Genomic DNA, 22,228 nt, shown 5'->3' on the forward strand with positions numbered 1-22,228 from the left:
GCCTGTTTAAATAGTGTGGATCTTTTGATTTGTTTCTCCAAAAAGCGGCAGTCAAAGGCTGGATTCACGGTCCTGGTGCATCCGCTTTTTTGTTGCATCCTTATAAGGAAAGGATAAGCCTCATGAAATCTATGAATAAATCTAAGGTTATGGGTTGTTTGGCGTTGCTGTCATTCGTGATATTGGCCGCACTGTGGGTGTATTCGAACCATTCTCAGTCCGGTAACAAGAATAAGTATGTTAGAGAGTATGTGATTGGTGCTCCGGGAATCAAAGGTTCTGTAGACATTACGCAGTGGGGAGATGATCCGGCATATCACATTGGGGCAGACCGCAAAGGTTATGCAGTTTTCAAGGACCCGGAACAGGCGTTCGCCCGGGTGAAGATTGATTATGCTGCAGGTATTGAAGCTATCCGCAAAGAGTTTGAGCTGCGTCCTTTGTCTATGGAGAACTATCAGCAGTATGGTACATACGGATGGCAACTGACGGAGACGGAAGATGCGGATACAGTAACGCAATCGCAACTGGTGACCGCTTTTATGGATATTTTTGAGAATAGTTATGTTGATTGAGGGGTTTCAATATACAAGAATTTCATAGTTGTTCATTATATGATATAGAGAGTAGGAGAAGTCAGATGAAATATAACCGTACAGACCGGACCCTTGAAACGGACAGATTACTTCTGCGCCTATTTAAGCCAGCGGATGCGGAGGAAGTTAGAGACTATTGTAACAATTACAATATCTACCGGAGTACATTGACCTTGCCGTATCCGTATCCACTAGAATGCGCTGTGTCCTGGATGGCCAATCATGAGCAGAACTTAGACCTGGACCGGATGTATGAATTCGCAATCACAGATAGGAACACAGGCAAATTGTATGGAGCAGTCGGCATTTCCAACCATCAGCCATATCATAACGGTGAGATCGCTTATTGGATCGGGGAAGCCCATTGGGGTCAAGGTTATGGAACCGAAGCAGCCCGGGCAGTTATTGAATTTGTTTTCACCGAAAAGAATTACCACCGGGTATACGCACGTCATTTCGCATCTAATCCGGCATCCGGTAAAATCATGCAAAAGTGCGGAATGAGCTATGAAGGGACACTGAAAGATCATATTTACAAGAACGATTCATATGAGGATATTGTATATTACGGGATACTTAATCCTATGAAGGAATGATACGGCAACTTAAGAATTTAACAACCAATCGGCAGTTTATTCTCCCAAAATAACGCTTGCCTTAAAGTGTACTTTAAGGTTTAGGATGAGAAAGAACCAGCCGATTCCGTATGAAAATAACCGATAAGGAGCGATCCGGCCCATGGCATTCACGATCAAAGAAGCTTCAGAGCGGCTTGGTTGCCCGGCTCATACGATTCGTTTTTATGAGAAGGAGGGATTGCTCCCTTACATTAAGAGAGATAAGAACGGGAATCGACTGTTCGAACAAGATCACCTAGATTGGATCCGGTTGATGACATGTTTCCGGGCGACTGAGATGAAGCTGTCGTTGCTGAAGGAGATGGTGAATCTTGCACTGGGTGGTGATTCCACGATTCCACAGCGCAAAGCGATCTTGAACCATTACAAGGAAGATTTATTTCGCCGCCAGAACGAATTGGCCGAAGCGCTCGACGCCGTCAATAACAAACTGTCGATATACGAAGACATCGAGAAAGGGAGAATCCCTTCCGAGAGTCAACTGTTAATCAAGATGGAAGAGTCAGAGCGACAACAAACATAGAAGGAGGGATTAACAAATGCAGCAAAGAATTCTGGGCAATAGCAATATCCCCGTCTCTTCGATCGGACTGGGAATTATGGGAATGTCTCCAGGCATATACGGGGAGACTAACGACGAACAGTCGATCCAAACGATCCATCGCGCTTTGGACATTGGCGTCACGATGTTCGATACCGCGGACGTGTACGGGAACGGGCATAACGAAAAGCTGCTCGGCCGTGCTCTTCAAGGGCGCCGCGAGCAAGCCATTATCGCCACCAAGTTCTCGTACACCCCAAATTACGAGAGCATCAGTGGCCATCCTGATTACGTTAAGAAGGTAGTGGAGGATAGTCTTCGCCGTTTGAATACGGATTACATCGATCTATACTACCAACACCGCGTCGATCCGCAAATCCCGATAGAGGAGACGGTCGGAGCGATGGCAGATTTGGTCAAGGCAGGCAAAGTTCGGGCGCTCGGCCTGTCTGAGGCTTCCGCTTCAACCATTCGCCGCGCTCATGCCGTCTATCCGATCTCTGTGCTAGAGAGTGAGTATTCGCTCTGGAGCCGTGACATCGAAGAGGAGATACTCCCTACCGTAAGAGAACTGGGGATTACCCATGTGGCCTACAGTCCACTGAGCAGGGGCTTTATCTCCGGAGAGCTTCGCACTTTCGAGGATCTTGCCGCAGGCGATCTTCGCAGATGGATGCCGCGGTTCCAAGGAGACAACTTCCGGAAGAACATTGAGGTTGTCGACAAGATTAAGGAAATCGCGATGGAGAAGAACTGTACACCATCCCAATTGGCCATTGCTTGGACGATTGCCAACGGGGCGCTGCCTATCCCGGGTACGAAGCGTATCAAGTACCTGGAGGAAAATGCGGCCGCGGCTGATATCCTTCTCATGAAGGAGGACCTCGAACGAATCGATCAGGTCAGCCCCAAGAATGTCGTTCACGGCACGCGTTATATGAAAGAACAGATGACGCTGCTCGACGGCTAGACTAGAATCAGAAAAAGCAATGGTCCACGGGCTTCGTGGACCATTTGCAATTGAATATTGTTTTAGGAGATAGCCAACCATGAACGCTCATTTTACAGATCGAATCAAAATCGCTCCAGGCTTCTGGACGAGCCTAAGAGAAATCGGATAGAACCCATTGAAGTTGCGCGCCAATTGAGTCTTCCGATTAGAAGCCGCGTTCTTCGGTAGTTTCGTAACCATAGTCGAAGGTTTCTATAGTACCGTCATCATATTGAAGAGTAAGCTGGTCAATGATAATCCGGTCCAGGGTATTCTGGTATGTAAAGTCACTGTAAATAAATAAAGTCTCATCAGGCTCAACCGGCCCCACGTATTTAACGAGAAAGTTGCTTTCGCCACTTAGCTGATCATAAGAAGGATCGCCCACCGGATTATACGTGCTGATATGAGCTGTATAATAATTGATTGTCTTTCCGGTTAGGTTGTAGGCTTCCCAGGTAAGCTTAACAGCATCGGCTGAGTTCATGCTGTACTTGAAATCAATGGGCTCTCCAATGCCTTCTCCGGATGGGACGTCTGCCGGTAGCTCCTCAGCGTCATAGCCGGCAGAGTCATCACTGATGGTACCCGTATCATTGTCCGATGGCATATCTTCCAAGACAACGGGTTCCAGGGATGGAGAAGGTGCAGGTGCGACGTCTACTGCAGCAGCAGAGGGGATATCAGTAGGGCTCGGCGGGATTTCTGCCGCAATGGGACTACTTGCCACAGTCTGCCCGCTCAGACGCGGGTCAATGCTAGGGGCCACATAAATCCCCAGGAGAAAAGCTATCATGATGGATAAAACAAAGATGAGAACTAGATTAAACCGACTCAAATTCACACTCCCTTTAATGTTATTTATAATACGAACCTACTTATAATGACATGATCATTAAGGATTTGACAATATTTTTCTGGAAAATCAGACGGCAACGCCATCTCCAATGGGTTAGGGATCTTGTATTGTGGGTGGACTTATGAATTCCATAAATAATTTTGAAATAGCATTGATATATAAATTACAATATGTGTAAATAAATTAATATGAAAGAGGGAGTGGGAATTTTATTGAAGATGTAACTTGTTCGTAATCAGTTAATAGAACTTAGGGTAGAACTTATAACGGATAATTGTTAGCAATTGTCTAAATGAAATTAATATCTAATCATTTAAGAGGACTAACTTAGAACTATATGACAAGAGTCTGACAAGAGTCTGACAAGAGTCAAATAAATCAGGTCGAATTATGCTACTGAGTTTCAGGATTATAATTAAGACTGAATTAGGAATAACCTAAGCTTCACGGGATAATTCAGACGATCGAGTTACATAATCATCAAGCACAGCCTAATTAAGAGCGTCATAAACTTTAACAATATTTGAATGACGATACTAACTAAATGAAAAGTGTTGTGCCGATAAAAGAAAAAATAAAAACAATTTAGAAAACGATCTATGTAAAGATAAGAGGATTAAATCAGCATTAAAAGTACACAAGTACAATAAGCCAAATCAGATGCAAAAACGGATCGAAACAGCTTGAATTAGGCTGGTCTTATTTATTTACCTACTACTACTTCACAAAACCCGTATTTTGTACATATGTCTTTGAGTTTGATTAAGCCCTTCGCTGACAGTTGTCGGTTGTCGTGTAAATTGACACAAAGTAGCATACCTTTTTGACACAAAGTTCCCTACTTTACGCTCTTTAAGCGAAAATACTTAGTAGTATTCATAAATTCAGAATAATTTATTTCAGCTAAGTAGTCATTCCTCCAAGCAGGTATGCAACTTTGTGTCATTTCTCCAAGTGGGTATGCATCTTTGTGTCACTCCTCCTAGCAAGTATGCAACTTTGTGTCATTTTTTTGTTTCCCTATTCAATATCATAATATTTAAATACTATAAATCCATTTTATTAACTGCAATTCGCATTTCTTCGTCAGTTAAATGAGTATATATCATCGTAGTCTGTATCGATGAGTGCCCCATTTGAATTCTTAACTTAGGTACATCATTGTTCTCTTTATGATAGCGGGTTGCAAATGAGTGTCTTAACGCATGTACGGTTAGCGCCGGCTTGCCAAAAGCAATTGCGTATTTTTCAACGAGCTTCTCAATGGATCTTTGGTTTAAGCGGCGATTAGTTCCTTTACGCCCAACCGGTGCAGCCAAAAATAAATATGCTGCTGTTTTATCTGGTTTATACCTTGAATCTCTAACTTCAAGATAATTATTTAAATCCATTAATGCCTGCTCACTAAAATACACATACTGCTCTTTGTTGCCCTTCCGTATTACTCTCACCAGACCCTTATGAATATCAAGATCCTCTAAATTGCATCCTACAACTTCAGATAACCGAAGCCCAGAACCCAGAATTAAGGATACAATCGCTGTATCCCGTTCACGATTAAAGTGGTGGAAATTATAAATACGTTTATTTGACTTGAATATTTCTCCATAATCATGTGCAATGAATTTTCTGAAAGATTCGAAATCGTCGTCCCGTAATATCTTACCTTCGATTCGGTTGGCGATCGTTTCCTGACTTTCTTTAACAGCATTCAATTCCATTTTTGCCATCACATTTCGCTGCAAATATGGCTTCAAATCAGAAGTCTCTGCTTTGTTCTGGAGATAATCAAACAACGATTTTAAAGAGGAGAGCTTTCGATTTATTGTTATTTTGGTATTACCTAACTTGTATTCTAGAAAAGACAAGAAATTTTCTACTTCGCGCACAGTCAAAGTTTCAAGTTGAGTAAGGCTTACATTAATTCGCATATCTGCAGATAGATTTTCACTAACCATCCAGTCAAAAAATATAATAAAATCGTGACAATAATTTAAAAGTGTAGTGTGAGATAATTTCCGTTTTCGACTGTCTATGTATTCAGTGACGTACCAAGGTAACTCCAACAGTTTTTCGTCTATCCGTTTCATATAATTAAGCTTCACGTGTTTATCCATTTTACACCTCAGATCGAGATCAAGTTATATTAAAATTATAATCTTAATATATTTATTCGTCAAAATGGTATTTTACGTAATTAAAATGTCATATTTATTTTTTTGTCTTGTGGTATGTCATGAAGCTGCAGTAAGAAATATTTATTCCTCAAAAGTTTCCGGGCTATTCCCTTGACTTATACTCTAATTAAGATCAGCGGTGCTCGTCCTTAATGGGTTGTATGAAAAAAATGTGTAATCGGACTGTAGAGGCCGAGATCACACTGGTGATCCGGCTTTTTATTCGTTGAATTGAAAAAGCCTCCGTTATAAATATGAGCATTTTACATAATTCATTTTCCAGAAAAAAATAAGGTTACACTTAGCGCAGAAGCAAGCAAAACAATGGCATTCAAATATTGGTGAGTCGTGACTTTCTGAATGCCCCAAACATGCAATTGGTCTGCGGTTAGGTACGACTTCATTCGAGAGTTACATCGTTCTACACTTGTTCGTTTGTTGTAGAGTTCTTTCCATTTCCGGCTTTCTCGGTGTGGTAACGCATAACGGCCATCTTTCGATGTAGAGAATGATCCACGCACAGTCCGTATGTTTCTTCACTGCTTTCATAAGCAGCCCATGATTGATGTTGTCGAACAGACCTTTAATGTCAAATTCCAACACCCAATCATATCGCCAACATCTGGTTCTTGTGACTCGAACGGCATCAATCGCAGATTTCCCCGGTCTTTATCCATAGGAGTCGGTGTGAAATATAGGTTCCACGATCGGCTCAAAGACAACTTCACTGTCATTTGCGCGATTCGATCGGAGACCGTTGGAATCCCCAATATTCTTACTCCGCCATTCTTCTTCGGTATCTCTACCGCCTTAACTGGCGGAGGAAAGTAACTTCCTGAGGACATTCTATTCCAAATTTTAAAGAGGTTGTCTTTCAGGTTTTCCTCAAACTTTTGAATCGACTCCTCATCGACTCCGGTTGCTCCCTTATTCGCTTTGACTCGTTCATACGCTTCCCATACGGTGTGCTTTGAGATTTCATACGACTTTGTTTTGTCCATTGGTTCCTCCCACTTTCGCGGTTGACGTATTTCCAAAACGGGATAACACAGTCCCTTGGCTCCGCCACCTTTTCAATGGGGTCATCGCTACTACGGGCTATTCCGCCCCTATACTCCGCATTTGTACTTTCATCCTTGCGGGATTACCGCTTGGATTTTTCCATTCGCATCGGAGTTTTAGGTTCCCACGTTCCGAACAAAAGCCTGTGTTACGTTCACCCCGCCTTCATGCCGGTCATCATCTGGACAGTAAACAGGTTTCCTCCAGACTCCTCCCAGGCCAACGACTCCCTCCTGGTTTTGATGACATCCCTACGCTTTCGACACTTTATCAGCCATTGACTTGTGTTCGTCTCCATACACTCACCTGACAGAGTTTTGCCCTGCCTTTTCCTTAACGCTCACCACCACGGCTTTTGACCACAACAGCTTAAGGTGGTTTGAAGCCTCCGCCTGCACAGCGGCTCGGAAGGGCCCGCCTTCATCTTCTGTTCAGCATTGTTTGGCTCTTACGCGCCTTGCATTCGTAGCGCACAATCGTCAGCGAAGCGCGTCAGTCGGTACCCTCTGTCCGTCATTTCATGGTCGAACCGATTCAGGTAAATGTTACTAAACAGCGGACTTACTACGCTACCTTGCGGCGTGCCGCTCGCTGTCGCGTATTTCTTCCCACCTTCCATGCACCCGGCTTCGAGCATTTGTCTGACCAATTCGAGAATTCTACCATCGTTACTTGCTCCGCAATCCTGTCGACCAGCGGTTCGTGATGAACCGTTCCAAAGAAATCTCGCAGGTCTGCGTCCACAATCCATTCGCACCCGTCCATCATCTCGCGGTAAATCTTCCGCATGGCTTGGTGCGTTGACCTACCCGATCGGTATCCGAAACTGCATTCACTGAACAAGGGTTAGAAGATAGGTTCCAGCCTGTTTTTCAACACTTGCTGGCAGACTCTGTCCCTTATCGCCTGGATGCCGAGCGGACGCTTCTCGTTTGGCTTCCCTTTCTTGGGAATGTGAATTCGTCTGACCGGCATCGGTCGGTACGTCCCTTGTTTCAATTCTTCGTGCAGCTTCTTTAGCTCCACTTCGGCTACAGCTTGGAAGGCCTGGATGGTGACCTTGTCAGTTCCACCACTACCTCCGTTTGCCCTCACCGTTTCCCATGCCATTTCCAGGTTTGTTCGGTGATACATCTTGTTGACTAATGAATGAACCTTTCGTCCTGTGCCTTCTGCTTACATGCGCTTCGTATCCTCCGCCTGCAAGTTTTGGGTCTTTCACTTAGGGAATATTCCTCCCTTGCCGCTTACTCGCGAAACTCATGCCAGCTCCGGTCTCCATAAAGCGAGCCGCCTTCCCCTTCTGATTTACCTTTTGGGTGAACAGAAGGCAGTCACACCAAGGTGACTTTTTCGTCCGTTCGTAAGTAGTATGCAGCACTCCGACTTCTCGCCGTGCGTCCGGTATGCACTTCGGGATTTCCTTATAGCATCCGTTACTGAAGCTGCCGCGTATTCTTTGAAGCGGTAGACGCGGCCCGACCGCTTCGACTTTGTTTATCCACTCGTCCTGGAAGTGCACTCGTTTCAGACACGACGAGATCTCCGTGGGTCACAACGTCATCTTCCGTACCATGCCGCCCGCACACACCTAGGTGCGATGGGTGGACTAGAACGCCTTCGTCTCCATAGTGCAGACTCGACCTTGCCCCATCTTTGGCCGACCGGTTCGCGAGTTCGGGTAGCCCCGATTCACTACGGCCTGGTACTTCTCCTCAAGCCCTTTAGACTCTGCCTCGCGATAGACGCTCTGCCCTCCAGTAAAAAAAATACCGGACCCCGAGGCGTTACCCCCAAGTTTGGATATGAGCTCCCTAGTCCGGTGCTCAGCGGGACTTTAACCCAACTGATGATCGTGCTGCCACGCACGCACTATGAGCCCCTCGGACTCCCTTCCCACAGACGGTTCATTTCATCTTCTGGACTTATTGAGCACCTCTTTAGGGGTTCCTAAAAAAAATCCGTGCGGGGGAGGGTCTCGTAAGTAACACTGCATTATCTTTTGACCCATGCCGTTCCCTCTACGCCGGAGGATTCTTCACCGTTGTTCCAAGTTCTGTACAGCTTCATGGCCTTCATCCATTATACGCGAGACTCGGCATCCTCTTCTCCCCTTCGCAGAGCCTTTTGGACGACGCAGCAGGATTCACTTGAAGTTACGGCCTGGGTTGTCGCTCTCCCGGTCTCTGACCGGTACTTTTGTCGATGCCGCTTTTACACACAGATTTCGCCATGTGCAAGCATCCTAGCTACAAGAGTGGCTTGGCCCCTCTCTTGGTTGGACTTGCACCAACTAGATAATGCGTGCCTCTGGGCACGCCCAAATAAAAAAAGGATCAACCTGAAAGAACTGGTTGATCTCATAATACGAACGAGCAGGATAGAGGTCCGGTGGTTCCATGTGTTACCTGCAGATAGCAGCAGTTTTGCTATGCATAGAATTCGATGTTCAAGTAAAGAAAGGACAGGGGCACCCTGTCCTTTCTAATAGATGAGGATAAACGCGTGATGAGTTTACTGTTCGATCAAGGAGATTACAGTTCGACTCTCGAGGTGCCCAGCATCTTGGCAGATTTCGGATCGTGGAAGGATAAGAATAAACTCTCCCGCGTATCGAGGGTGGAGATTTGTTCGATATCGTCTGCACTCAATTCGAAATCGAAAATGTCGATGTTTTCGATGATCCGCTCTTTTCTCACCGATTTTGGAATTACAACGACTTCACGCTGAACAAGCCAGCGCAGCGCGACCTGGGCGACGGACTTGTTGTGTTTTTCTGCGATCGAGGTCAGCACTTCGTTGCCGAACATGTTGCCCAGTCCTTCAGCGAACGGTGCCCACGACTGGTGCTGCACTCTCTGCTCTTTCATAAAAGCGGCGTTCTCAGTCTGCTGGTAGAACGGGTGCGTTTCGATCTGGTTGACTGCGGGCACGATTTCGTTATGCACGATGAGGTCCATCAGACGGTCGGGCAGGAAGTTGCTGACACCGATCGCCTTGATCTTGCCTTCGCGGTACAGGTCTTCCATCGCACGCCAAGCGCCGTAGTAATCGCCGAACGGCAGGTGAATAAGGTATAGATCGAGATAGTCGAGCTGCAGCTTTTTCAAAGATTTAGCAAACGCCAGCTTGGCACTCTCGTAACCTGCATCCTGAACCCAAAGCTTGGTCGTGATGAACAGCTCCTCACGCGGCACGCCGCTACGCTTGATCGCGCGTCCAACCGCTTCCTCGTTGAGGTAACCGGCCGCGGTGTCGATCAGGCGATAACCAGCCATCAGCGCGTCATATACGGCGTTCTCGCATTCTTCAGCATCTGGCACTTGAAAGACACCAAAGCCGATGATTGGCATTTTCACACCATTGTTCAATGTTACGGTTTGCATTGTAATTCCTCCCAGTGTTCAAATGTATAAAGCAAACGGCACATATCCCGGGAATGGGGCACTGAAGCAGAGACTCCACTTACGTCCGATTTGCATTATACTAAGCCTACCGCCTTCGTGTTATACGAAGTTAAGCTTCAAAACTATTCTGCTGTAATTAATGGTCTGTTGGCGCTTGGCTCGACATATCGTTAAGTTGGGTTACAAAAGCGCCTTCATTCGGGCCTTGATTATCACGAATCATTTTCGCTTGTTCCACTAGAACCTCTTCAGCATCCGTACCGAGTAATCTTATTGTTTCTTCAATGAATGCTTCAAGTGGCATCGCATGCGGATTGTTACTAATATCTCCCATGAGTTCCGTTTGAACCCCAGGTGGTATGATTTCTAATACTTTTACTGTTGTATCTTTAAACAAATAACGTTGTGATAAGGTATAGGAATGGAGCGCTGCTTTGGTCGCCGAATACACCGCAGTCGCTGCGTACGGAATAAACCCGATTGAAGAAGTCGTATTAATGATCACAGCTTCTTCTTTAGACTTCAAATGTTCAATTAATGAAGACGTCATTCGAATTGGTCCAAGCAAGTTTGTTGAGACCGTTGAAACCAGAACCTCTTCGTCAATCACACCCGCAGCCTCATCGAAAAGCATGATGCCAGCGTTATTAAATAAGACATTCAAATCAGGAAAGTCCTGAATAAGTTGCTTAGCGGTTGCCTCAATACTGGAAAGATCCTGTATGTCCAGTTCAACTGCAGACATTCCGGGATTAGCACTAATCACTTCCTCCAGACGCTCTTTTCTTCTACCCGAGATGATTACTTTGTTTCCAAGGTTGTGTAGAGCTTCTGCCAATGCACGTCCAATTCCTGAACCGCCACCTGTAATGAAGATCGTGTTTCCTGTAAGTTTCATTTTAAATTCCTCCAATATTTGGTTTATAATTATTTTGAAATTGTATTACATTGTTCGATGAAATCGGTATTAACTATTAATCTTGCACTTTTAGGTTTCAAAATGGACTAACCACCTTCTAAGCAGTATACTATTACAACAATAGTTGCTTTAGTAGTTCAATTGTATCCGGAACATCATTGAGGAACAACCAACAATGCGGGCCATTTGTTGGTTTAAAAAAAAGGAGTTAGATCCATGGGACTTAAAGTAAGAAATATTCGTACAACTCGAACAAGAGAATCCATTTTTGAGTCACTTTTTGAACTGATGGAAGAAAAAGATTTTGATAAAATCACAATACAAAATTTAACGGAACGGGCCCAAATCAATCGGGCAACTTTCTATGCTCATTTCCAAGATAAATATGAATTGTTGGATGAGATAATTAAAAAATCAGCGGAAGAACTTATTCAACAACATACTAATGGTGTGTGTGCATTTACAAAAGATAATATGATGCAATTAGTATTCGCAGCATTTGAATATCATCAACAAGTCAAAAAGAAATGTCGCCGTAACTATAACAAAATCATTCCTCTACTCTCTTCAAAATTAGTCATTGCACTTAAGCATTATTTGAATCTTTGTATGCAGGAAATATCCTCTGATGAACGTACTTTTTTCGTACAAATCTATGCCAACATAATTAATGAAGCAGTTACTCTGCATACTGCTGAACAAACTAAACTAACAGAACAAAGTATCGCAGAGCATATTGTTCAAATGATACACCTGGACTAATCGAAAAAGTGAGGCGTAGTTAGGTAACAGCTGCTTGAGAAAGCAGCAACAAGCCCATTATGTTTCGTTTCTCTTGCACAGCCAATAGTGCCAACATAGGATCCATAGGGAACATTGAAGACTGTGGTCCTAAGAACCATCAAGCTGGAGTATCAGCGATGAATATCATTTGAAATTTTCCTTTTTCAGCTATTTTGGCCCGCTCCTCTGACTATTTATCAACTTTGTTAATTGATTCAATGCTTAGCCTGCTAAGTATTATCACAAGAGAAACTTATATTAAGTTCCTCTCTAGTTGCTTCAAAGTGTTCTTAAAAGCAGGCGTTCTGCCGGTAAAATGGAATGTAGTAATTTATCTTGCTCCTGTCTCCATTTGAAACCAACTGGCTCCTCTAATTCTTTGCCCTTATCTGTTAAAAAAATCCGCATAACCCTTGCATCCTGTTCATCACGCTTACGGGATAAAAATCCGTTTTTCTCTAGTGACTTAACCATGTTTGTTACCGTAGGTGGTTCACAGTTCAGATGTTCGCATATTTGCATTTGTGTAATACCATCACCTGACCACAACCGGTTAAGCAAATTCTCCTGGCCAACATACAGGTTAAGTTCCCTTAGAGAATCACTGTAATCCCGGCGCATTTGGGAAGAAATTCGATCTAAAGACTGACGAATATCGCAATCAACCTTATCTTTCATAATTTACCTCAATTTGTAAAGTATATTTAGTGGACTAACTATAACATTGTGAAGTTGAGGTGTCCACATCTCTTAAGGGTATTTATTTGTTGGCATATCCTTGCTTGTTCAAATACTTCACTATTTCTGGCAGAAAAGTTATTGGAAGATGCTCCTGAATGTGCTCACTCCATCCTTTTACTTTTTTCACGGTAAATGGAGCTTTAACTGGACGGCCTCCATAATAATTCAGCATGGTTTCATCATAGACTGCTAATTGCTCTATATCGAATGGCTGATACTGGTTTTCAAATAATACCATGGATTGAGGCAACCGCGGCTTCAGTGCAGGCTTTTCTCCAGACGGAACACCGATACATAGTCCCACCAATGGAATTACATATTTAGGTAAATGCAATAATTCAGATAATTCGTTAATATTTGCTTTCACCCCTCCAATAAATACACCGCCAAGTCCCATGGATTCTGCTGCAGTTAATGCATTTTGCGCCATGAGCACGGCATCAAGTGAACCGATCAGAAGAAAATCAATATATTCGAGATCAACATCCGGGGCAATTTGATGGTTTCTGTTGAAATCCGAACAGAAGATCCAAAACTCTGCTGCTTCTTCTATATAAGGCTGATTGACACAGAGCTGCATCACTTTTTTACGAAGTTCCGAATTTGTGATTCTAATGATTGAAACGGCCTGAAAATGACTGAAGGAAGAGGTTTGATTAGCTGCCTTAAAGATTGCCTCAAGTTGCTCCTCTGTCAGGTGTTGATTCGTATAAGAACGAACGGAGGTATGGCTTTGAAGCAATTTAAGCGTAGAATTCATTGGATTGGTCCCCTTTGCTAGTTATGTTACAATGATTATTAGCTTGTTAACTATAATGCTGATGTTTTATCTCACATATACTTACTAATTCGTAGGATGTCATCGACTTGGATCAGATCAATCATAGGAAAAGGTACAGATATTACCGATCAAGACTGGGCTGGGCATCTGGAATAGCTAGAAAAATTTCCCCAGTTTACTTCTTCTGCACATACTCCACTAATTCCCTTGGGGTTCACCATCCCATATCTCAACGGTTCATTGCCTTTACATTCCTTCGTTATAACCTATGCTCACGATACTCTGGACTGAATATTCTGTCAAAAAAGCGGTTCCAGGCGATCTCTTTTCTGATAGTCAACCATCCAACCTGGGTATTCAGGAGGCAGTGTACTCACTTCGTCAAGGTGCTGAATTTCATCATCCGTCAGTTCTAAATTTGCGGCTTCCAGATTTTCTTCCAACTGTTCCAATCGTTTCGCGCCAACAAGAACAGAGGTTACAACTGGTCTTGTCATCAGCCAAGCGAGCGCTACACTTGCTATACTTGTCCCATGTGCTTCAGCGATCGGTTTTATCTTATCAATGATATTCCAAGCTCGCTCTTTATCTACAATCGGGAAATCAACCGCAGAGCGGCGCGAATCCTCTGCCTTTTGATTGTGTCGATCGTAACGCCCTGACAGCAGACCGCCAGCAAGCGGACCCCACACCAGAAGTCCCATCTTCTTTGCTTCCATCAAAGGCGCCAACTCTCGTTCAACATCGCGGCTGGCAAGAGAATAATACCCCTGAACCGTTTCAAAGCGAGCCAGATTTTTGCGTTCAGAAATACCAAGAGCATTAGCAATTTTCCAAGCATGCCAGTTCGATACGCCAATATATCGTACCTTACCCTGTGTTACCAGATCATTTAAAGCACCTAAAGTTTCTTCTACAGGTGTCAAGAAATCATCGGCGTGAATCTGATACAAATCGATATAATCCATCTTCAATCTCTTTAAACTTGCTTCCACTGCATTCATAATATGTCCTCTTGAAGCACCGACATCGTTACGTCCCATACCTGTTCGTCCGGCGGCTTTGCTAGCAATTACAACTTCCTCCCGCGCAATACCAAGATTGCGGAAGGATTGTCCAAGAATAATTTCACTTTCACCTTCTGCATAATTATCAGCAGTATCAAAGAAATTAATCCCGATATCGACACTCTTTTTTATCATCTTGTCGGCTTCTTCCTGCCCAACTAAACCGAGAATTTTATGGTTATCCTTTCCACTCGTGAACGTCATTGTGCCTAATGCAAGTTGTGAAACTAAAAGTCCTGTATTTCCAAGCTGCTTATACTTCATTCTGTATATCCTCCTTAATATTGGGCATTTTATAGCATGACAATCATACTCGCTTTGCAATCAGCATGTAACTGTCCGCTACATCCGTTATTATGTGCCTCTTCTTTTTTATAGATAGTCATAAAAGCATGGTGAATACGTGTAAATGAACTTTCATATTTAATGCATATTCATGCTCTCTACTGTTCCGCGGTTGATAACGGAGCGGCGCACGAAAAAACCAATAATAAAGCCAATAACAGCAATTAAAAGCAAAATCCAAAACACGTTTTGCACCCCCGCAGTTATCGCATTTGCGATTTCATTCGGCATTGTTGGTGTAGATGAGGTAGCTAAATACTTATTCTTTCCACCTGTTAAAATACTAATCGCTACAGCTGTTCCCATAGCCCCAACGACTTGCATCAACGTGTTCAGGGCAGCTGAACCGTGTGGATATAATTCAGGTGGCAGTGAGTTTAAGGCATTTGTTTGTGAGGCTGGCCAAATGAGTCCAATCCCTCCCGCTAGAACCATATGCAATGCAATAATTAATCCAACTGATGAAGCTGGCGTTAATGTTGTGAAGAACCATAAAACCAACATTATAATGACTAAACCTGGCATTATAACCCATTTCGGTCCATACTTATCGGATAAGCGCCCTGCAACCATCTGGAAAATACCATTTAGTGCACTACCCGGCAATAATATCAAGCCTGTAACAAATACAGATAGCCCTGCCCCTGTTTGCAAGAACATTGGCAACACAATCATTGTCGTCATAAAAATTACTATACACATCATCACAAGGAAAACCCCGATAACGAACATCGGATATTTGAATACACGTAAATTTAGTAACGGCTGATCCTTATTTTGTCGCAATACAAACAAGATAAGTGCAATCACACCAACAATAATCAACGTAAGAGCGACGGAACTCCCCCCCCCATGGCCTCCTTCACCAGCTTGACCAAAACCAAATACGATACCTCCGAAACCAATCGTTGATAAAACTGCTGAAAGAACATCAATACGTTGCTTACTTACTTCTGTTACATTTTCTAAATACTTCATCCCAAACAACATACCAATCACTATTAATGGTAGTAAGATCCAGAAAATAAAGTGCCAAGATAAATACTGGATTATCATCCCACTAATCGCTGGCCCCAGTGCTGGTGCAAACGATAAAACTAACCCCATATAGCCCATCGCTGCGCCTCGCTTTTCTGGAGGGAAAATCACAAGCAATGTGTTAAACATGAGCGGTAATAATAACCCCATACCAATTGCCTGTATAACACGTGCAAACATGAGCATTTCAAAGTTTAAGGATACAGCCGCTAAGAATGTACCTGCCGTTAAACCAGCTGTTGACACGATAAAAAGTTGTCTTGTTGTATACATTTGCAATAATAGACCAGTGAACGGCATTAGAATACCAAGTGTTAGTAAGTAACCTGTTGTCAACCATTGCGCTGTAGCGGCATTAATTTGGAACACTTCCATTAAATTAGTTATTGCTATGTTAAGAGCGGTCTCGCTAAACATGCCAACAAAACCGCAGATAAGCAGCGATGCCAAGATGGCACGTGTATTGTATTGCTTCTTCATTTCACTATCTCCTTCAAAATCAATATAATCGTTTATTTTTTTGCCCTACCTGCAGCATAATGATGGTCGTCAGGCTTTATCTTTTGTATACCTATTTTCCGGGAAAGGAAGACCTAAATTACCTCTCAACGTGCGGGATTCATATTCTCTTCGGAATATTCCTTTTTCCTGCAGGATCGGTACGACCAAATCAATAAAATCATCAATTCCCGAAGGAAGTTCTTGTCTTAGAAGCAATACGTCCATTGCACCCGTTTGATGCCAATGTTCAATCCTATCGGCTACGGACTGTGCTGATCCGAAAAATGTGGGTTTAGGAGTACGGTATCCTGGGGGCGATAACTTTTGTAACCCCAAAAACTTTTCATTCGCCTCAGTTTCTGTTCTTCCAACGATGATGTGTTGTGATGGCATAATCAACAGGTCTTCCGGAGCTCGTCCTGCAAGGACTGCTCTTCTTCTCAGTTCCTCACTAAATTGCTTGGCGTAGTTGTAATCATCCCCATTTATGAACACACCTTCAGCATGTTTAGATGCGATATTCATAAACGCTTCAGACGTACCCGCTTGAAAGATGACGGGTCTTCCTTGTGGGGAACGACTAATATTTAGCGGACCGTCAACAGAAAAGTACTTGCCCCTGTAATTCAGTTGGTGCATCTTTCTTGGATTGAGGAAGATGCCACTCTCTTTATCACGAATAAATGCATCATCTTCATAGGAATCCCACAGGCCTTCTACAATTTCGATAAACTCTTTATTCAAAGGGTATAAATCATCTTTAGACAAATGCCTTCTGCTGTAGTTAGCCAACCCCCCAGGATTAGAAGTAACAGCATTCCATGCCGCTCGCCCGTTACTAATTTTATCGAGAGATGCCATCTGTCTAGCCACTGTAAATGGATCAGCGTAAGACGTGGCTATAGTCGCAGCAAGCCCGATGTGGCTAGTGGCCATGCTTAGTGCAGATAGTATCGTTACACCTTCAAACATACTTAGAAAATGCGGGATATTTCCAGGCCCTATATGGCTTACATCTGCTAAAAAAACCATATCGAACTTGCCTTCTTCTGCCCGTTTCGCCGTCTTGACATAAAAATCCGCACTTTCGCTTGCATTGGCAGGCATGTTAGGGTGGCGCCATGCCGAGTAACTCCAACCAACACCTTCAAGTATAACGCCGATCTTAAGCTGTTTTTCACTTTTCATTTTTGCTCCTCTTTTCTGTAAAGATCAATCTCACTAGCCAATAACTCAATGGCATTTAATCGCGTAGCCTGTTCGGGGTGAAAATCGGCGATCATAATTTCGTCCGCCCAGGCTTCATTTGCTTTATCTATTAGCCTTTTGGCCACATTTTCAATACTTCCGATTACAAATCGTTCACGGTTGTATTCCCTGGCTCATTCTTCTGCATGTGAATTGAATGCACATGGGATGCTGCTTCTTCTAAGGTGGGGAAAGAAATATCAGCCGATCCAGTAGCTATCCTTGCCCACATGAGTTCTAATGGACCGCTCAAGTCGTCATGAATATATATCTCCTTTATCCGTTTGTATGAAAAACACAAAGATCATTAGCCCACTAACTAAATATATAAACTTATAAATGATAATTTAGTTAGCGTGCTAAATAATTATTTGGCCTACTAACTAATATTCGGCAAATGGAGGGTCCTTAAAACAAATTACTCTCCATTTGCTTCATAAGCCGTCGTAAGAGGAGTCGTTCATCCATTGAAATCGATTTTAGCAACTTTTCTTGATGCTTTTCCCATATAATACGAACGGGATCCTTAAGTGCCTTTCCTTTGTCGGTTAGAAAGATACGCATAGCTCGTGCATCTTTCTCATCACGCTTACGGTAAATGAATCCATTTTGTTCAAGTGACTTAACCATATTAGTTATGGTAGGAGGTTCACAATTCAAATGTTCGCTTAGCTGCATTTGTGTTACTCCATCATCTAAGAATAAACGGTAGAGCAGATTATCTTGTCCGACATGCAGGTTTAGCTCCCTAAGACTTTCGCCGTAATCTCTTCTCATTCTTGCCGAAAGTTTATCGAACAGCTCACGGATCTCACAGTCAATTTCTTTCTCCATGTTGCTCTCCCAACCTTTATTATTAAAATTGTTTAGCAGGCTAAATATATCACAGGTGTAGTTCAGCCGTCAACTATCGTTCGTCCGTAAGAGAAAACCATACCCATTATTTATATATTATTGTTATTCCTTGTAGTTCCGATTCATTTATAATTTTCAGTAGGAATTAGATGTTTTTGGATTGAGTTAACTATCTGAGTGGAGGGTACAAGTGTAACATATCGTATTTTCGAAAAAGCGTAGATGTATCCGTACGATTCGCAGAATGGAAGCGCGTTAGTCAATGAAACAGCGACAGTCTAGGTCTTTAATAAAAGTCGCATAATATGCGACTTTTATTATTTGCAGATTCGATTGAGCGTTGTTCTTGATTTAATCACTTCTTATCACTTCATGCTGCGTGCGAACTTTCAATCGTATGCCTCCACAGGATCAACGCGCTGCGAATCGGCCATATTCGCAACTGCCCGGTACAGATTTGGCGGATATTCGGCGATTCGTTGGCATAAGTACAAGTACCACTCATGGCCATAGGTCAAATAAATCTGAACCGGATAACCTGCTGATTTCAGCCTGCTGCCAAGCTCCGGTCGGATGCCGTACAGCATCTCCAGCTTCGCGCCACGCACCGTCAATAGACCTCGCTGTATCGCTTCCTCTATGATGCGCTCATCATGCGTAGCAACTGAAACCCGGTGTCCGTCTCCGAGCGCCTTTCCCACTAGCTGCAAATATCGCTCATTCAGCGGATTCGGATCGGGATATCGCGACCTTACCCAACTCCTGATAGGCACCTTTCACGATACGTATCCGACCTGGCGAAGCTGATAGCGCGGCCAAATCATTCGGCGTCCGATGTAAATGCTCCTGAAGCGTAATGCCGATATTCTGATACCTGGACGCGGCCCGATTGTAAACCTCGAGGATCCGCTCTGTCTTAGCGGACTCTTCCATGCTGATGAACAGCTCCAATTCTGTTTCCAGCGTTTGGCTAAGTTCGTATAAGCAAGCTCGGTATCCAGCATCAGTCCGATATGCGACAAATCGAAGGATACGCGGGCGAATGCCCCCTATTGACCGAGATCATCGATTAGCGCTATTATTTCCTCAACGGCCGCCTCGCATTCCTCGGCATTTACCGTATTCTCGCCTATGTACTCTAGCGAAATGGCATAGCCTTGGCAGTAAAGTCTCTGACCCGCTTCGAGCCCGTCAATACGGGATTCGCCTGTTACATACTGTAAAGCGGCCTTTTTCAAGAGCCCATATAGGAATGGTGATTGCTCCACATAAGCCTTGATATCCATTCGTCTGGCGACCGACTTTAATGCGTCTGCCGCTTGTTGTTCCCAATCATTGTTAGTGCATATTACGTTTCCCCCTTCTACAAGTACTTCAAGTGTACTTGCACAGAAGGACGCAATCTTGTAAAAAATTGCTCATCTAAATCGACATCGCATATTGCCTAGGCGTTGATCCTACAATTTTCGAGAAAGCCTTTGTAAAATGGCTTTGGTCATAATAACCTGCCTCCGCCATCGGTACCCTTCCGGTCGTTCCAGGCCACCACCTCCTCTAGTTCCTTCTTATCACTCACATAGCTAAAGGTGAAATCCTGCGAATTCATGAGCCTGCGTGAGAAAACCAAATCATTTCGAGGGAGCTTAATGATGCATCGTCAGTCTAATACGTTATTTTCTCAGTCTAGAACTTTATTGTCTTTTGGAACATGTGTTATTTGATAATTATCAAATCGGCAATAGTACCATGTTCTTGTCCATTATCGGCAATGGGACCAAGTTCTTGTCCACCGACATTAACGACACAACAACATGTTTGTGAACAAGAACATAGTCCCTTGTGAAAGAACTTAGTCCCATTGCCGAAAGCCCCTATTCTAGCAATAAAAAAACAACTCAATTGTAGTTGTTTTTAATAATCATGCTTCTTAATATAAGAACTTACGTAATTAATCAGTTGATAATTTTTTGGATAATCCATGGATATCCTTGCCGGCACATATGATTTCATTTTTGAAATAGAAAAAACATCAGACTAAATCGATATGACCATTGTTCTTGAATCCACTCCAATGTATCTTTATTTACCTAATTCCCCTTCCATCATACTTGGCTCAAGGCATACAGACATTATGCTGCGATCCAAAGACCAGCCATGCAAAATAACTACCGGGAATCCTTCACCTACAATTTTGCAGTTAATGGACAATGAAATACACAGCCTTTCCCGTTGTTGGGTTGATTACGACACTCCATCCATCAAGTCAACAGCTAACTCTCGCTTGCCCGGAAGAAACAGCTGCTTGGATCACTGCAGCCCTCATTCTCTCAACGACGTTTCTGTCCAGCACTGCAGGAAATGGTGTATCCGGTGGTGTCCTTCATCTCCATGAGAGAATGCCCAATCTCCAACAAGCGGTCCCTGTACCAGGCATGTCAATAAAAAATAATGACAAAATCGTAATCTTTTTTTAATAAACGGCTTGTAAGCCTTGATGGAGAAGTGAAATCGCAGTCATTAACAATTAATGTTAATAAATTCTGTGTTAGAGTTGAATCAGACAATTAACCAGACTGCAACAACAGGAGGTAACATATGAATACAACTCACGGCACAAGACGTTTACGCAACTTAAGTATCGTAATCAGCTTAGGCGTGGTCTTGCTTACTGGCGCAACCGGCTTGACCGGCAGCAGCAGTACAGCATATGCGGCAACAAGTACATCTGCCTCAGACTCCGCATCTACGAGCGTTGCCGATCAGGTCATTGCAACAGGATTGAAATATCAGGGCGTCCGCTATGAATACGGTGCAGAGTCAGGGGATTCGAGTTCTTTTGACTGCTCTTCATTCACGCAGTTTATTTTCGAACAAAATGGAATCACACTCCCCCGTTCTTCCAAAGACCAGTCTACAACTGGAACATTTGTGCCAAAAAATGAGCTTCAGCCTGGCGATCTTATATTTTTCTATTCTCCGATTCACCATGTAGCGGTATATATGGGCAACGGTAAAATACTTCATACGTACGGAGAAGATGGAGTGACCATTACTGCTCTGGATACAGGCTGGTGGGATTCACATTATACAACAGCACGCCGCGTATTACCTGCTAACGGACAAGCTGTTTCAGATAGCGGATCTGCTACTCCGGACACACTCTCCCCAGCTTCTCCCTCCGCTGATTCGTCTCAGGATCAGACGATCGGTGATGCTTGGGATTGGCTTAACAGCATTAAATAAGCTACTTAATCATAAGAAAAATGAAGTTATCTTAAACGATGGAGTATGCGGTTTTACTATAAAATGAAAACTCCTTAACCGTGTACTTGGTGAGGGAGTTTTTAGTGTGATTATTACAAGCAACGGAGGACCCTCGGTTTGTTTACGTAGTAGTTGTTCGATGGCAGCACCTATTAAAGGCCGCTTTCGTTCGTATAAGATCTGCCAAGCGGCACATTAAGAGTTATAATACCACGACCTGAAATGTTTATAATTTGTCATTACATTCTATTTCGTGACGATGACTAGCATTTCAGCGCTGCGGGAAATTCCGCTGCTGTTCACAAGCTCGGCCACATAAGTGTAGCTGCGCGGCGTTCTGCCGCTGATTGCGGTCTCGGCAGATTGGGCTGATTCCCCTGATTGTGAACGCAATAACCACTATAAATTTGAACGG

21 protein-coding genes and 3 pseudogenes are annotated in these 22,228 nt (G+C 43.5%); 6 read left to right on the forward strand and 18 right to left on the reverse strand.

Annotated features, from left to right (window positions below):
• The first annotated feature begins 131 nt into the window (after nucleotides 1-131).
• The 4 genes from NYE33_RS22220 to NYE33_RS22235 all read left to right on the forward strand — a co-directional run bounded on the left by NYE33_RS22220 (nucleotide 132) and on the right by NYE33_RS22235 (nucleotide 2,745).
• A complete protein-coding gene (locus tag NYE33_RS22220) occupies nucleotides 132-575 on the forward strand; it encodes a hypothetical protein (RefSeq protein WP_156118646.1) in 444 nt (147 codons plus the stop codon).
• Nucleotides 576-640: 65 nt separating this feature from the next.
• Nucleotides 641-1,192, forward strand: coding sequence for a GNAT family N-acetyltransferase (locus NYE33_RS22225; protein WP_341067575.1), 552 nt, complete (start codon nucleotides 641-643; stop codon nucleotides 1,190-1,192).
• 142 nt (nucleotides 1,193-1,334) lie between these two features.
• Nucleotides 1,335-1,757: a MerR family transcriptional regulator gene (locus NYE33_RS22230; RefSeq protein WP_341067578.1), complete on the forward strand. Its 423-nt coding sequence runs from the start codon at nucleotides 1,335-1,337 to the stop codon at nucleotides 1,755-1,757.
• A 16-nt stretch (nucleotides 1,758-1,773) separates the two neighbouring features.
• A complete protein-coding gene (locus NYE33_RS22235; protein WP_341067581.1) occupies nucleotides 1,774-2,745 on the forward strand; it encodes an aldo/keto reductase in 972 nt (323 codons plus the stop codon).
• A gap of 187 nt (nucleotides 2,746-2,932) precedes the next feature.
• Here NYE33_RS22235 and NYE33_RS22240 read toward each other — a convergent pair whose 3' ends face one another.
• From NYE33_RS22240 to NYE33_RS22280, 8 genes and pseudogenes are all read right to left on the reverse strand, one after another.
• A complete protein-coding gene (locus NYE33_RS22240) occupies nucleotides 2,933-3,562 on the reverse strand; it encodes a hypothetical protein (protein ID WP_179093461.1) in 630 nt (209 codons plus the stop codon).
• A 1,109-nt stretch (nucleotides 3,563-4,671) separates the two neighbouring features.
• Complete coding sequence (gene xerS, locus NYE33_RS22245; RefSeq protein WP_042137595.1) at nucleotides 4,672-5,742, reverse strand: tyrosine recombinase XerS; 1,071 nt, start codon at nucleotides 5,740-5,742, stop codon at nucleotides 4,672-4,674.
• Nucleotides 5,743-6,074: 332 nt separating this feature from the next.
• Nucleotides 6,075-6,290: pseudogene (locus NYE33_RS22250) on the reverse strand (transposase); the annotation flags it as partial.
• 57 nt (nucleotides 6,291-6,347) lie between these two features.
• Nucleotides 6,348-6,803, reverse strand: coding sequence for a hypothetical protein (locus NYE33_RS22255; RefSeq protein ID WP_231575148.1), 456 nt, complete (start codon nucleotides 6,801-6,803; stop codon nucleotides 6,348-6,350).
• A 509-nt stretch (nucleotides 6,804-7,312) separates the two neighbouring features.
• A pseudogene (locus tag NYE33_RS22265) lies at nucleotides 7,313-7,653 on the reverse strand (reverse transcriptase domain-containing protein).
• Nucleotides 7,654-7,710: 57 nt separating this feature from the next.
• The gene (locus tag NYE33_RS22270; RefSeq protein ID WP_341067592.1) at nucleotides 7,711-7,974 is read right to left on the reverse strand and encodes a hypothetical protein; all 264 of its coding nucleotides are present in this window, start codon (nucleotides 7,972-7,974) and stop codon (nucleotides 7,711-7,713) included.
• 1,424 nt (nucleotides 7,975-9,398) lie between these two features.
• The gene (locus tag NYE33_RS22275; RefSeq protein WP_341067594.1) at nucleotides 9,399-10,250 is read right to left on the reverse strand and encodes an aldo/keto reductase; all 852 of its coding nucleotides are present in this window, start codon (nucleotides 10,248-10,250) and stop codon (nucleotides 9,399-9,401) included.
• 157 nt (nucleotides 10,251-10,407) lie between these two features.
• Nucleotides 10,408-11,169, reverse strand: a complete 762-nt coding sequence (locus NYE33_RS22280) for an SDR family oxidoreductase (protein ID WP_042137589.1) — start codon at nucleotides 11,167-11,169, stop codon at nucleotides 10,408-10,410.
• A 237-nt stretch (nucleotides 11,170-11,406) separates the two neighbouring features.
• On the opposite strand from NYE33_RS22280, the gene NYE33_RS22285 reads away from it, so the two are divergent.
• Nucleotides 11,407-11,952 (forward strand): TetR/AcrR family transcriptional regulator, encoded by a 546-nt coding sequence (locus NYE33_RS22285; protein WP_042137588.1) that lies wholly within the window; start codon nucleotides 11,407-11,409, stop codon nucleotides 11,950-11,952.
• A 300-nt stretch (nucleotides 11,953-12,252) separates the two neighbouring features.
• Here the strand turns inward: NYE33_RS22285 and NYE33_RS22290 are convergent, their stop codons facing one another.
• The 9 genes from NYE33_RS22290 to NYE33_RS22325 all read right to left on the reverse strand — a co-directional run bounded on the left by NYE33_RS22290 (nucleotide 12,253) and on the right by NYE33_RS22325 (nucleotide 20,067).
• A complete protein-coding gene (locus NYE33_RS22290; protein WP_341067596.1) occupies nucleotides 12,253-12,651 on the reverse strand; it encodes a MarR family winged helix-turn-helix transcriptional regulator in 399 nt (132 codons plus the stop codon).
• Between the two features lie 82 nt (nucleotides 12,652-12,733).
• Nucleotides 12,734-13,474 carry an oxygen-insensitive NADPH nitroreductase gene (nfsA, locus tag NYE33_RS22295; protein ID WP_341067598.1) on the reverse strand — a complete coding sequence of 247 codons (741 nt, stop codon included), beginning with the start codon at nucleotides 13,472-13,474 and terminating at the stop codon, nucleotides 12,734-12,736.
• Between the two features lie 320 nt (nucleotides 13,475-13,794).
• Entirely contained in the window at nucleotides 13,795-14,826 is a 1,032-nt protein-coding gene (locus NYE33_RS22300; protein WP_341067600.1) for an aldo/keto reductase, read from the reverse strand.
• A 159-nt stretch (nucleotides 14,827-14,985) separates the two neighbouring features.
• The gene (locus NYE33_RS22305; RefSeq protein WP_442950229.1) at nucleotides 14,986-16,449 is read right to left on the reverse strand and encodes a DHA2 family efflux MFS transporter permease subunit; all 1,464 of its coding nucleotides are present in this window, start codon (nucleotides 16,447-16,449) and stop codon (nucleotides 14,986-14,988) included.
• A gap of 45 nt (nucleotides 16,450-16,494) precedes the next feature.
• Nucleotides 16,495-17,634 carry an NtaA/DmoA family FMN-dependent monooxygenase gene (locus NYE33_RS22310; RefSeq protein WP_341067601.1) on the reverse strand — a complete coding sequence of 380 codons (1,140 nt, stop codon included), beginning with the start codon at nucleotides 17,632-17,634 and terminating at the stop codon, nucleotides 16,495-16,497.
• Nucleotides 17,635-18,102: 468 nt separating this feature from the next.
• Nucleotides 18,103-18,528: a MarR family winged helix-turn-helix transcriptional regulator gene (locus tag NYE33_RS22315; protein ID WP_042137576.1), complete on the reverse strand. Its 426-nt coding sequence runs from the start codon at nucleotides 18,526-18,528 to the stop codon at nucleotides 18,103-18,105.
• Nucleotides 18,529-18,938: 410 nt separating this feature from the next.
• Nucleotides 18,939-19,259: a hypothetical protein gene (locus tag NYE33_RS36565; protein ID WP_442950214.1), complete on the reverse strand. Its 321-nt coding sequence runs from the start codon at nucleotides 19,257-19,259 to the stop codon at nucleotides 18,939-18,941.
• Between the two features lie 339 nt (nucleotides 19,260-19,598).
• Complete coding sequence (locus NYE33_RS36570) at nucleotides 19,599-19,835, reverse strand: hypothetical protein (protein ID WP_445669789.1); 237 nt, start codon at nucleotides 19,833-19,835, stop codon at nucleotides 19,599-19,601.
• A 136-nt stretch (nucleotides 19,836-19,971) separates the two neighbouring features.
• Nucleotides 19,972-20,067: an AraC family transcriptional regulator gene (locus NYE33_RS22325; RefSeq protein WP_081970017.1), complete on the reverse strand. Its 96-nt coding sequence runs from the start codon at nucleotides 20,065-20,067 to the stop codon at nucleotides 19,972-19,974.
• A 1,077-nt stretch (nucleotides 20,068-21,144) separates the two neighbouring features.
• On the opposite strand from NYE33_RS22325, the pseudogene NYE33_RS22330 reads away from it, so the two are divergent.
• Nucleotides 21,145-21,657 (forward strand): annotated as a pseudogene (locus NYE33_RS22330) (C40 family peptidase); the annotation flags it as partial.
• Nucleotides 21,658-22,059: 402 nt separating this feature from the next.
• Here NYE33_RS22330 and NYE33_RS22335 read toward each other — a convergent pair.
• Nucleotides 22,060-22,206 (reverse strand): hypothetical protein, encoded by a 147-nt coding sequence (locus NYE33_RS22335; protein ID WP_341067604.1) that lies wholly within the window; start codon nucleotides 22,204-22,206, stop codon nucleotides 22,060-22,062.
• Nucleotides 22,207-22,228 lie beyond the last annotated feature (22 nt).

Origin of the sequence: Paenibacillus sp. FSL R10-2199 (assembly GCF_038000235.1) — a bacterium.
Classification (GTDB): domain Bacteria; phylum Bacillota; class Bacilli; order Paenibacillales; family Paenibacillaceae; genus Paenibacillus_AQ; species Paenibacillus_AQ phytohabitans.